General features: G+C 59.0%; 9 protein-coding genes. 8 read left to right on the top strand and 1 reads right to left on the bottom strand.

Translation table 11 applies throughout. From position 1 onward, the window contains the following. Positions 1-161: 161 nt before the first annotated feature. The 6 genes from tssF (at position 162) to AYR47_RS24750 (ending at position 11065) form a co-directional block, all read left to right on the top strand. Positions 162-1928, top strand: coding sequence for a type VI secretion system baseplate subunit TssF (gene tssF / locus AYR47_RS24725; RefSeq protein WP_061448837.1), 1767 nt, complete (start codon positions 162-164; stop codon positions 1926-1928). A gap of 15 nt (positions 1929-1943) precedes the next feature. After that, positions 1944-2741, top strand: coding sequence for a type IVB secretion system protein IcmH/DotU (icmH, locus tag AYR47_RS24730; RefSeq protein WP_061448838.1), 798 nt, complete (start codon positions 1944-1946; stop codon positions 2739-2741). A 226-nt stretch (positions 2742-2967) separates the two neighbouring features. Next, entirely contained in the window at positions 2968-5751 is a 2784-nt protein-coding gene (locus AYR47_RS24735; RefSeq protein WP_061448839.1) for a type VI secretion system Vgr family protein, read from the top strand. Next, positions 5748-10262 carry an RHS repeat-associated core domain-containing protein gene (locus tag AYR47_RS24740; protein ID WP_061448840.1) on the top strand — a complete coding sequence of 1505 codons (4515 nt, stop codon included), beginning with the start codon at positions 5748-5750 and terminating at the stop codon, positions 10260-10262. The genes AYR47_RS24735 and AYR47_RS24740 overlap by 4 nt, the downstream gene beginning before the upstream one ends. A 1-nt stretch (position 10263) precedes the next feature. Then, positions 10264-10623: a hypothetical protein gene (locus AYR47_RS24745; RefSeq protein ID WP_061448841.1), complete on the top strand. Its 360-nt coding sequence runs from the start codon at positions 10264-10266 to the stop codon at positions 10621-10623. 181 nt (positions 10624-10804) lie between these two features. Further along, positions 10805-11065 carry a PAAR domain-containing protein gene (locus AYR47_RS24750; protein ID WP_156487859.1) on the top strand — a complete coding sequence of 87 codons (261 nt, stop codon included), beginning with the start codon at positions 10805-10807 and terminating at the stop codon, positions 11063-11065. Between the two features lie 15 nt (positions 11066-11080). Here the strand turns inward: AYR47_RS24750 and AYR47_RS33055 are convergent, their stop codons facing one another. Further along, positions 11081-11320 carry a hypothetical protein gene (locus AYR47_RS33055; RefSeq protein ID WP_061448843.1) on the bottom strand — a complete coding sequence of 80 codons (240 nt, stop codon included), beginning with the start codon at positions 11318-11320 and terminating at the stop codon, positions 11081-11083. A 180-nt stretch (positions 11321-11500) separates the two neighbouring features. Between AYR47_RS33055 and AYR47_RS24760 the strand changes: the two genes are divergently transcribed. Continuing rightward, positions 11501-12790, top strand: a complete 1290-nt coding sequence (locus AYR47_RS24760) for a flavin-containing monooxygenase (RefSeq protein WP_061448844.1) — start codon at positions 11501-11503, stop codon at positions 12788-12790. 25 nt (positions 12791-12815) lie between these two features. Beyond that, positions 12816-13226 carry a RidA family protein gene (locus AYR47_RS24765; RefSeq protein ID WP_033896673.1) on the top strand — a complete coding sequence of 137 codons (411 nt, stop codon included), beginning with the start codon at positions 12816-12818 and terminating at the stop codon, positions 13224-13226. Positions 13227-13233 lie beyond the last annotated feature (7 nt).

Raw genomic sequence — 13233 nt, forward strand, 5'->3', positions numbered from 1 at the left:
AGAAACAAAAAATTACACCTGATCTTTTTTATTATCTTGACGAACTATCCTCACCACCCGAAACATCTATAAATATCTATCCACAGCACTAATACGCAACCCCTACAGAACATTCCCACAAAGACCCCGAACAACTTAAACTTATTAAATAGGGCGAAGCCATGTCATTGAAAGATCGCTTCTCAGAAGAACTCCGTTACTTGCGGGAGTTAGGCCGTGAATTCGCCGAAGACGATCCACGACTAGCCCCCTTCCTGGGCGAGCAAGCATCGGACCCGGGTGCGGCACACCTATTGGAAGGGTTCGCGTTCCTCACGGCCAAACTGGCCCTGAAGATCGAAGACGACCTGCCCCAACTCACCCACCCGCTGATGCAGCAGGTCTACCCCAACTACCTGCGCCCGCTCCCCAGCCTGACTCAGGTGCGCTTCGACCCCGTGGTACACGCCCTCAGCGGTCCGCAGGTGATTACCAAAGGCACCCAGTTGTTCGCCCGGGCGCTGAATGATGTCAGTTGCACCTTTCGTACCTGTACCGACGTGACGATTTATCCGCTGCAGGTCAGTGCTGCCAGCGTCGCCCATAGCGTGCAGAAGTCGGTGCTGAGTATCGAGTTGCAGGCCTTATCGGAGCAGCCGTTGAGCGAGATGAACTGCGAGCGCCTGGATTTCCACCTTGGCGGTGACGACCTGCACGCACTCACGCTCTATCAGTGGCTGGCCCAGCATCTGGACAAAATCGTGCTGTGCCTCGACGAGCAACGGCTGGCCCTGCCGCCGGAGGCCCTTAGCTTTCCTGGCTTCGAACCCGACGACGCGCTGTTACCCACCTTGGACCAGCAGTTGGAGGGCTATCGCCTGATCCAGGAATACTTCTACTTCCCCCAACGTTTTCACGGTTTTCGCATCAGTGGCCTGCGCCGCCTGTGGCCGCAAACAACGGCCGCGCAGATTCGCCTGGAGCTGCATTTCTCCACGCCCCTGCCCGCCTCCATATCGATCAACCCCAACATGCTCTGCTTGTATTGCACGCCCGCCATCAACCTGTTCGAACACCCGGCCGAACCGGTCCAACTGGACGGCCAGGCCCTGCACGAAACGCTACAACCGCGTGGCCCGAATGCCCGAGCCTATGAGATTTTCAGCATCGACCGGGTCAGTGCCCGGCGGCGCAAACCGCATACCCCGGCAGATAACTACCGTGTCGACTTCGCTCCCTATGAATCATTGCAGCACCAAGTGGAGCCGGCTGGCCAACGCACAGCGTGCTACTTCAGCCACACCATCGAACCTGAACTGCTCAAGACCCGCGCCAAACACAGCGTGAGCCTCATTCATGCCGATCAGCGTCCCTACCTTGGCGAGCGTGAAGTGCTTAATATCGCGCTGACCTGCACCAACGCCGACCTACCCCGGCAGTTGCAGGTAGGGGACATCAGCCTGCTCACCCAGACCACACCGTCATTCGCCACTTATCGAAACCTCACCCGCCCGACCCGCGCCTACCCGCCAATCCTCGACGGCCAAGTGCAGTGGGCGCTGATCTCCAACCTTGCGCTGAACAACCTGTCGCTGTCGTCTCCGGCGGCGCTCAAGGCCGTGTTGCAGGTTTACGACTTCATCGCCGCCCACGACCTACCTCACCATCGTGCCACCCAGCGTCGCCTGGAGGGCATCCTTGAGGTCCGCACACAACCTGTCGACTGGCTGATCAAAGGCCTGCCAGTGCGCGGCAGTTGCACCACCATGACAATGGACCCCGCCGCCTTCAGCAACGCCGGCGATTTGCATCTGTTTGGCTGCGTGCTCTCACATTTCATGGCGCTGTACGCCAACACCAACGCCTTCCATCAGTTGGAAATCATCAACGCCGCCGATGGCACGGTTTTCACTTGGCCAATGCGCACCGGCCAGCAACCGATCATATGACCCACGGAGAGCAGCATGCCGACCCTGAATCCCACCACCACGTTTTCCAGCAGCCATGGCGACGCCCGCGACGGCTGGCCCGATGGCGAGCTGTTCTGCCATCACGACCCACTCGAATTCCACCTGCGCGGCCACAGCCTCAACCCATTGGTGGATGTGGCCATGCCGTTGTTCGGGCTGGTGATCCGGCTGCGCCGGACCGAGGTCTACGCCCCGGTCGAACAACTGCAAGGTCACCTCACCAACCAGATCAAGGTGATGCTCGAAGAACTACGCCAGCACGACTACAGCGAGGCCGAGTTGCGCGTGTTCTCCTACGTACTCTGCGTCTTTGTCGATGAGGCGGTGCTGGCTACGCCGTGGGGCTCCGGCTCAATATGGCAAGCCAAATCGCTGCTGAGCACCTTCCACCAGGAAACCTGGGGCGGCGAGACCTTCTTCACCCTGCTCATCCGCTTGCAGGAAACCCCGCAGCAATACCGCGACGTGTTGCTGCTCATGTACTTGTGCCTGTGCCTGGGCTTCAAAGGCCAGTACAGCGTGCAGACCCAGGGCGACCAGGCCTTGCAGCAGGTGATCAGCCGTTTGCAGGGGGTGATCGACGCGCTGCACGAACCGGCGCCTGCTCATCTGACCCGTCCACTGGACAACGTTGCGCCACGCCATTACCAGATGAACCGGCAATGGCCGTGGTGGACGCCGTGGGCGGTGGGCACGGCGCTGTGCGTGGGGGCCTATGTGTTTTTTGCCGTGCGCCTGAACAGCATGACCGAGCAGGTGATGCAATCATTGGAGACCATCTTAGTGCGTTAACCCGCGCGCACCGTTTCGCTATTGCTCGTCATACACCGGCAAGTTAGCGACCCGCTTAAACTGGGCGACACACTTAACTAGAGAAACTTCCCACAACACTTGCGGAAAGCATGAAGGCGACAGCCGGAGTATGCCTCTTTAAAGTTCGAGGCCTTCGCCTGATCGCCACTGCGTTACAACGTGTGGCGATTAAAACCTGCAACCAAGGATTGCCGCAGGAGTTGCCATGCCGAACTTGCGCGATGTGCGCTTTACCTTCAGTTCAAGCGCCGATATCAACTTCGATGTCGTCTCGTTTGAACTCACTGAGGGGCTTTGCGAACTGTATTGCCTGTCCGTAGACCTGGTCAGCACATCGGCCAATGCCGACTTCGCACAACTGCTGGATCAACCGGCGGTAATGACCATTTGGCAAGGCGAGCAACCGGTGCGCCATGTGCACGGCCTGATCAGCCGCTTCGAGCAGGGCAAGACCGGCTTTCGTCGCACCGCCTACCGCGCGGTGATCGAACCACAACTGGCCCGCGCCCGGTTGCAATCGGACTGGCGCATTTTTCAGCAGCGCAGTGTGCCGCAGATACTTGAACAGCTGTGCAACGAACGCCGTTGGGGCGCCTGCACCCAGCGTCTGACCGAAAACCACCTACCCCGCGAATACTGCGTGCAGCCCGGCGAGCTGGATTGGGACTTCTACCAGCGCCTGGCAGCCGAAGAAGGCCTGTTGTCGATCTTCCAGCACAGCGAGGGCGGGCATCAGTTGATTCAGGCCGACCATATCGCCAGCTTCGGGGTGATTGAGGGCGAAGCACTGGTGTATGAGGCCAACCCCGGTGGCGATCAGGCACAACCGGCCTTGCACAGCTTTACCTACCGCGAGCAGGTGCGCAGCGCCAACCAGACCCAGCGCGACTACACCTTCACCCACCCGCGCTACAACCTCGAACAGCGTGAACAGGCGCCGCAGCTGGAGCACCAGAGCCCCGACTACGAACGCTATGACTACCCTGGTCGCTACAAGCACGATGATGCCGGCAAGCCCTTCACCCTGACCCGTCTGCAAGGATTGCGCGGTGATGCGCGCACCGCCGAAGTCAGCGGCGACGATGCGCGCCTGGTGCCGGGCTTGGCCTTTGATCTGGTCGGCCATCCCCGCGAAGACCTGAATATTGGCTGGCGTGCCGCCACCATCCACCACATCGGTCGCCAGCACACCGCGATGGAAGAAGAAGCTACCGGCAGCCAGGTGGGTACCCATTACAGCTTCACCGCCACGCTGATTCCCGACACGGTGGAATGGCAAGCACCGCCGCGCCCCAAACCCTGCATCGAAGGCCCACAGATCGCCACCATCGTCGGCCCGCCCGGCGAAGAAATCTACTGCGACGAACACGGCCGTGTGCGCCTGCAATTTCCCTGGGACCGCGAGGGCCAGGACGACGACCGCAGCTCCTGCTGGGTGCGCGTCACCCACAACTGGGCCGGCGCCGGCTGGGGGCATGTCGCCCTGCCACGGGTCGGCCAGGAAGTACTGGTGGGCTTTTTGCACGGTGACCCGGACCAGCCGATGGTCATCGGTCGCAGCTACCACGCCATCAACCGCTCACCGTACAAACTCCCCGCATTCAAGGCGCTGAGCCCGATCCGCAGCAAGGAGCTGCACGGCGAGCGCCACAATGAACTGCGCCTGGATGACACCACCGGGCAAATCAGCGCCACGCTGATGAGCGACCATCAAGCCAGCGCGTTGAACCTGGGCTACCTGACCCACCCCCGCCCCGGCGGCGGCGTGCCCCGTGGCGAAGGTTTTGAACTACGCACCGACGCCCATGGCGTACTGCGTGCCGGCGGCGGCCTGCTGCTCACCACCCAACGGCGCCCGCGCGCCGCCGAGCACCACACCGACCTGCCGGAAACCGCCGAACAACTCGACACCGCCCGCCAGCACCACGCCACCTTCGCCAGCGAAGCCCGCGACCACCTGGCCCAGGACAGCGGCGATCAGGACGAAGTCGCCGACGCGCTCAAGGCCCAGCAACAGGCCATTCGTGGCACCGGCGGCAACCCCGGCGCCAACCAATACCCCGAACTGGCCGAACCGCACCTGGTACTGCACAGTCCGGCCGGCATCGCCAGCAGCACCCCGCAATCCACCCACATCGCCAGCGGCGAACACCTCGCCCTGAGCAGCGGCGGCCACACCAGCCTGGCCATCGGCAAACGCCTGTTGATCAGCGCCAGTCGTGGTGTGCGCACTTTTGTGCAAAGCCTGGGTTGGAGGTTGGTAGCCGCCTCCGGCGATATCGATATTCGGGCGTTGAAAGACAACATCAATCTGCTGGCCAAACTCAAGGTCACCGTGACGGCTGAGCGCATCACGTTGAGTGCCAAGGAAGAGATCGTGATTCAGGCGGCGGGGAGTAGCACTACCTACAACGCCGGGGGGATTACGCATGCCACCAGTGGGTTGTACACCGCACATGCCGTGGATTTTATCTACGACGCTGCGAAGAGTAAGGCGGCGGCGTTTCCGGAGGCGCCTAAGGCGGGGAAAGGGAATTTGGAGTTGATTCAACAATACGCCAACGGGATTTCCTTCAAGGGAGGCGAGTACAAGGTTGAGGATGCCTTAGGCAAGGTCTTCAAAGGGTCACTGGATGGCAATGGTTTTGCGGCTGTGGCTGGTGTTGCTCCAGGCCCGGCCAAAGTGCTTTTCAGCAAAGACCCGGTGGATGTCTGGACCGATCCCGGATTTCCCGGTCCGCATGAGCAGATCAAAGCGGACGCCATTGAAACCTCCGGTCAAACCTTGCCTGCGCCTGCGAAAGCACTGCTGGACCAAGTGCTAAACGCGACTAAGCAGTCTCCGATGAGCCTTGCCACCGACCTGCTGAAAAAGACTGTGCCAATGCCAGACGCTGCGACCGCGCTGGCCTCCCAGCTACCTCAGTCACTCATGAAAAACGCCGAGATGCTCGGATTGCCACGCAAGCTCTCGGAGAAAACACAATGACTGCAGCCACTGCGCGCCCGCCCCAATCAGCCACCGCCCCGCTCAATACCACATCAAAGAATGACATTGATGCGGGCAAGGAAAAACTCGACAAGTGGCTGCGCAAACTCACCAACGATGCCATTGGCTGGAATGCCGTACAGACCGCAGGTGCTGTGATTCCCGGTGTCGGCACCGTCTTCGCCGCCATTGATGCCATCGGGGACCTACTCACCTTAATTGACGGTGATCAAAACGACTTCCTGACCTGGGTCAGCTTTGGTGTCAATGTCGTCGGCCTGATCTCCTTTCCAGGTGTCGGCCCGGCACGGCTGGCGGTGCGCACCACGCTTTCAACCGTCAGGCGCAATGGCCTACCCGCCATTTCGACGGCCATGCTCAGTGCATTGGAAAAGAACCTTAACGACAAAACTCGCGGCGCCCTGGAGGATTTTGCCAACGCCATCCAAGCACGTCTCAGCGAACTGCTCACCAAAATCGCCGCAGAAATCAGAAAAGCCTGCGCCGCTTTCGCCCGCATGCTCAGAAGCATTGCCAGTGAGCAAGGACAGCAGGCACTGGCCAAGAAAGCCAAGGTCGGCTCTTTCTTCTTCGGCCCGGTGGTGGGTATTGCCGCACAGTTCATGATCGACGACAGGCTGCTGTCCAAAGCCGTCTGCCAGAAGCTGCTCACCGTTGCAAATGCCGCCGACAGAATCGGTCTGGCGGTAGCACAGAAAGTTCAGGGATTAGGGGATCCGAAACGAATCGGCAGTATCGGCAACCTGATCATGGAGCTGGTCAGTGCATTGGCCGCCCGCAAGCGTCGCGGCGCTCAAACGGCCAATGCCTCCAGTCACCAGAACAATCGAGCTCAAGCGACACAAGGCCAAGGCCCATTGGTCAGTCAATCAACTCAGCGCAGAACCACCAATGATCCTAATGGTTGTAAGAACTGTAGACCTAGCGTCCCTGTAGGCACTGGCCACAGCATCAGCTTCGCCACTGGCAGTGAAACGCTGGAACACACCGATTTCTCGCTGCCCGGCCCCTTCCCGATCGAGTGGACACGCACCTATCGCTCAAGCCTGTCAGCGTTTGATCAGGGAAGTTTTGGCGCACGCTGGATCACGCCGTTCTCGATTCGCATTGACCAACTTGAAGACGGCCTGAGCTACCACGGTTACGACGGGCGTAGCCAGCGTTACCCTGATCTTGCGATCAGCAAGCACCACTACGACCCGATCGAAGGGGTATTGCTGATTCGCACCACGGCCAGCACGTTGGTGGTCGTACGTGGTCACGACAGCCAAGAAACTTTTCAAAAACAAGGTGACCACTATTTGCTCAGTGGCATGACCTTGCGAGGTGGCGCCCGCATCGCCCTGCACTACGAGCACCAACACGCGGGTCGGATAGTGCTGTCAGACCTGGTCACTTACCAGGACGATACGGCGCATCATCATATCCATAGCGAACTTGACGAACATGGACGCATCAACGCCCTGTGGCTGATGCATGAAGGCCAGCCCAAGCGCCAACTGGCGGGTTATGACTACGATGAACACAGCGACCTGATCGCAGCCCGCGACGAGCACACCGCGCAATGGGACTACCAATACCAACATCACCTGATCACCCACTACACCGACCGCACTGGACGCGGTATCAATCTGCAATGGCACGGCGAAGGCGCCGATGCAAAGGCCATCCGCGAATGGGCCGACGACGGAACCTACGACACCCGCCTGGAGTGGGACGACAACATCCGCCTGACCTACGTGACCGATGCGTTGGGCCAGGAGGCCTGGTACTACTACGATATCCTCGGCTACACCTACCGCATCATCTACCCCGACGGTAATGAAGAGTGGTTCTACCGCGATGATGCCAAAAACATCACCCGGCACATTCACACTGACGGCAGCACCGACAGTTACGCCTACGATGACCGTGGCAACCTGCTCCAGCACACCCGTCCGGATGGCAGCTGTGTTCATCATGCCTACGACGACCAAGACCAACGCTTTAAAACACGCGATGCCGAAGGCGGGTTGTGGAAGTACGACTACGATCAACGCGGCAACATCATCGAAACAATCGATCCGCTAGAAAACACCACCCAGTACAGCTACAACAGCGACAACCTGCCCGTGGTCATCACCGATGCCAACGGCGGCAGCAAACAACTGGCCTATAACGCCGACGGCCAACTGATTCGCTACACCGACTGCTCCGCCAAGGTCAGCCAATGGGACTACGATACCCTCGGCCAGCTCAGCCGCTTCACCGATGCCGAAGGCCACGTCACCACCTACGAGTACCACGCCGGGCAGCTGGTACGACTGATCCACCCCGACAAGACCGAAGAGCATTTCGAGCGCGACGCCGAAGGCCGTCTGCTCACCCACACCGGCGCCCTGCGCCAGTCCACCACCTGGCACTACAACGAAGCCGGCTTGATCCAACAGCGCGTTGATGCCAACGGCACAACACTCAATTACCGCTGGGACCGCCTCGGCCAACTGCTGGAACTGCGCAACGAAAACAACAGCACCGCCAGCTTCAAATACGACCCGGCCGGGCGCCTGCTCAAGGAAACTGGCTTCGACCAACAGACCACCCACTACCTCTACGACCACGGCAGCAACCAACCGACTCGCCGCCTCGATGGCGACCGGGTCAATGAATTTGAGTACGACCCACTCGGCCGCCTGATCGCCCGCCATGCCGGACACAAGGAAGGCCTGGAATGGCAAACCGAAACCTTCGCCTACGACGGCAACGGCAATTTGCTGTTGGCCGAAAACGCCGCCTGCAAACTGCAATGGTTTTATGATCGTGCCGGCAACAACACCCGTGAGCATCAATACCTGCGTTACCTGCAGGAACCGCATGTAGCCATCTGGAAGCATGAGTACGACGCTCTCAACCAACGCATCGCCACCATCCGCCCGGACGGCCATCGTGTGAGTTGGTTGACCTATGGCAGCGGCCATCTGCTGGCCTTGAAGGTCGACGATACCGAGCTGCTGAGCTACCAACGCGACAACCTGCACCGCGAAATCGCCCGCGATCAGGGCAACGGTTTACAGCACCGGCAAGCCTGGACACCCAACGGCCAGTTGAGGGAGCAGGCACTGGGAAAACGCGGCGACGCTCAGCGCCTGGTGGTGCGCAACTACCGGCACGACGCCGCCGGCCAACTGACCCGCATTGATGACACAAGACGCGGTGCGCTCAGTTACCGCTATGACCCGCTGGGCCGATTGCTCGCCGCCCAAACCATCAGTGGCGAAGAGACCTTCGCCTTCGACCCGGCCAGCAACCTGCTGGACCCGCGGGCGCCGCGTCGTCCCAATCAATATGGCCCATCCAAGTTGCTGGACAACCTGCTCCGTGACTATGTCGGCACCCACTACAGCTACGACGAGCGCGGCAACCTGAAGGAACGCCTGCAGAACGGCAAAAAATCCCACTTTACCTGGGACCTGTACGACCGCCTGATCGGCTACGTAGATGACCGTTTGACCGTCTCCTTCGCCTACGACGCACTAGGCCGACGCCTATTTAAACTGTCCAAAGCCAAATACCACGACCGCCGCGAAGCCGGACCAATGTGGAACAAGCTGGAGCGCGCCAAGCTCGATGAGCAGTACGGCTGTGGCTACACCATCTATGGCTGGGACGGTGATGTACTAGCGTTTGAAAGTCGCAACAACGACAAGACTGAACGCCTGACTCACTACTTTTTTGAACCGGGCAGCTTTGTGCCGGTGGCTCAGGCCGTTGAACCACGCAGCATCCAACTGCTGCCCGAGCCGGTTTACGAAGGTGCTTACGACGTTGACCAAGATCCGGTTTGGCAGCACAAGCCTAAGCCGGTGACCTTTAGCGCCCTGGCCTGGTACCAGTGCGACCACCTTGGTACACCGATGGAGCTGACCGACGAGCACGGCGATATCGCCTGGGCCGGGGTCTACAAAGCCTGGGGCCTGGCTAAGGAACAACGTAGCGAGACCGCCAAGCGTGCGGATGTGCGCAATCCGCTGCGCTTTCAGGGGCAGTACTTCGATGTCGAAACCGGGCTGCACTACAACCGCTATCGGTACTATGATCCGCAGGTAGGGCGGTTTATTGGCAAGGATCCGATTGGGTTTGCGGGAGGGCTGAATGTCTATGCGTATGCGCCGAATCCAGTTGGGTGGATGGATCCGCTCGGGCTGGCTGCTAACAGAGGAAGAATCCAAGCCCAAGGAGCAAAACTTGAACAGTCGGTAAGCTGGAATCAGGACTCACCACTTACTGCTGCTGATGCAAAGCTAAAACTGGATGAACTCAAGGGAAAACTAGGCCGTCAAGATTTGAGGGCCAGGGAAGAAGCCTTCGGCAAAGCCGAGCGTTTTATTGATAGTGCTTGCGCCTGCGGTGGAGTTAGCGCCCCCGTGAGCAAGACATTCATGGTAAGAAATACCTCACACGAACGTGTTGATATAGAAGTTACCTCTGGAACGGCATTTACGGACAAATAATATGTTCAACGACTACCTATCTACTCCAAGCACATACAAAAATCTTGAAAATCACATCAAAGAAATATTTATCAAACTTGCCACTTCGTACAGCATAGATGCCGAGAGATTTATTATGCAATTTTACAACACAACATTTTCCGATGGCACCCCATTTATGGACGCCAACCCCATATTTTCGGTCAAGCACAAAAAAACAGGAACCATATTAAAAATAGTTCTGGATGAAAACATCAAAAAGACTATTTGCTCCACTAAAAAATCAGAGCTAGGGCCTGAAACATCCATTATTTCAAATCAAAAAAATCTCACCTCAATAAAAAACGAGATATCTAAATGGCTCAAAACACTAAACACCTAAATTGGTCATTTTCTATCATCAGTACCCATACACATCACCAGCCCAACCTTCAGTAACCACCACAATCTTTCAATGTTAATAACGAGACGAGTCCGCATGAATATCCTCTCAGCTCCATACCATCTCCAGCAGAACGAGACAGCCGTCTTCACTCAGCAACCAGAACGAGTGCTGTGAAATGATGCCAATAGTTCGACTCAGCGACACCACCGACCATGGCGGTGTCGTCACCGAATCCATCCCCCACACCAACCTCAATGGCAAACCCATGGCCGGCAAAGGTAATCTGGTGATGTGCCCCTTGTGCAAAGGCTCCTTCCCCATTGCCGAAGGCAGCAGCACCTATTCCGTCAACGGCATTCCCGTGGCGCTGGATGGCATGAAGACCACCTGCGGCGCAACTTTGATCGCCAGCGGCTCCCATGGTGCCGTGCATCGCTAACCCGCGCCCCGCTCTTTAACAACCTGACGTCACCGGCATTGGCTTGATCACGCCAATGCCCATGCCAGCTCCAAAACCCGCGACGCCGAAGGCGGCCTGTGGAAGTACGACTACGATCAACGCGGCAATATCATCGAGACCATCGATCCGCTGGAGAACAAAACCCAGTACAGCTACAACAGCGACAACCTGCCCGTACTCATCACCGATGCCAACGGTGGCAGCAAACAACTGGCTTACAACGCTGACGGCCAACTGATCCGCTACACCGATTGTTCCGGAAAAATCAGCCAGTGCTACTCAGAGCCCCCTCCCTCTGCATCCGATATTTATGCTCACTTCCCAGCTTAATAATATTTTATTTATGACCCCCCTCCCCCTAGCCTTGAAGTCATGTAAACGCTGAATCCAACTGCATTACGCAAGGACAGAGACATGACTGAAGCAATAACAAAAACAGACACGCTGGTGGTGGGCGCCGGCCAAGCTGGCGTGGCCATGAGCGAGCATTTGAGCAAGCAAGGTGTGCCCCACCTGGTGCTGGAGCGCAGCCGTATTGCCGAGCGCTGGCGCACCGGGCGTTGGGATTCGCTGGTGGCCAATGGCCCGGCCTGGCATGACCGCTTTCCGGGGTTGGAATTCGACACGGTCGCTGCGGATGGGTTTGCGCCGAAAGAGCGTGTGGCGGATTACTTTGAGGCCTATGCCCGCAAGTTCAACGCGCCGATCCGTACCGGTGTGGAGGTGTTGTCCGTGGTGCGTAATGTCGGTCGCCCTGGCTTTACCGTGCACACCAGCGAAGGCGTGATCGAGGCCAACCGTGTGGTCGCCGCTACCGGGCCGTTCCAGAAACCGGTGATTCCGGCCATCGCGCCGAAAGACACTGCGTTGCACCAGATCCATTCCGCTGACTATCGCAACCCCACACAACTGCCGGCCGGCGCCGTGCTGGTGGTGGGCGCGGGTTCCTCCGGCGTGCAGATCGCCGATGAATTGCAGCGCGCCGGGCGCCAGGTGTACCTCTCGGTCGGTGCCCATGACCGCCCGCCTCGCGCCTATCGCAACCGCGACTTCTGCTGGTGGCTGGGGGTGCTGGGCGAGTGGGACCAGGCCGCGATGAAACCCGGCCGCGAGCACGTGACCATCGCGGTCAGCGGTGCACACGGCGGCAAGACCATCGACTTCCGTGAGCTGGCGCAGCAAGGCATGACCCTGGTCGGCCTCACGCAAGCGTTCAACGGCAGTGTCGCCAGCTTCCAGCCGAACCTGGTAGAAAACCTGGCACGCGGCGATGAAAACTACCTGGCCCTGTTGGATGCGGCCGACGCCTATATCGAGCGCAATGGCGTTGACCTGCCGCTGGAGCCCGAGGCCCGTCGCGTGTTTCCCGATGCGGACTGCATCAAAAATCCGATCCTGGAACTGGACCTTGCCCAGGCCGGCGTCACCTCGATCATCTGGGCCACCGGGTTTGCCGTGGACTACAGCTGGTTGAAGGTCGCCGCCTTCGACGAAGCCGGCAAGCCCCAGCATCAGCGTGGCGTGTCCAGCGAAGCGGGGATCTACTTCCTCGGCTTGCCGTGGCAATCGCGCCGGGGTTCGTCGTTTATCTGGGGCGTTTGGCATGACGCCAAGTATGTGGCCGACCACATCGCGATCCAGCGTCAATACCTTGAATACCGCGAAGCCGCCCCGGTGGTTCGTCCGTCCCCTGTCAGCGCCTGATCCCTTTATTGCCGGAGTTTTTCTGATGCCTACTCACACTCGCATCCGCATGTTCAACACCAAGGAAACCTACCCTAACCAGAGCCTGGACAACGACCTGTGCCAGGCCGTGCGCGCCGGCAATACCGTGTACGTGCGCGGCCAGGTGGGCACGGATTTCGAGGGCAATCTGATCGGCCTTGGCGACCCGCGCGCCCAGACTGAGCAAGCCATGAAAAACGTCAAGCAACTGCTGGAAGAGGCCGGCAGCGACCTGTCGCACATCGTCAAGACCACCACCTACCTGATCGACCCGCGCTACCGCGAACCGGTGTACCAGGAAGTGGGCAAATGGCTCAAGGGCGTGTTCCCGATTTCCACAGGGCTGGTGGTGTCGGCCCTCGGCCAGCCACAGTGGTTGATGGAAATTGATGTGATCGCCGTTATTCCCGAGTAAGGAGCCG

The sequence above is a fragment of the Pseudomonas azotoformans genome (assembly GCF_001579805.1).
Lineage (GTDB): Bacteria > Pseudomonadota > Gammaproteobacteria > Pseudomonadales > Pseudomonadaceae > Aquipseudomonas > Aquipseudomonas azotoformans_A.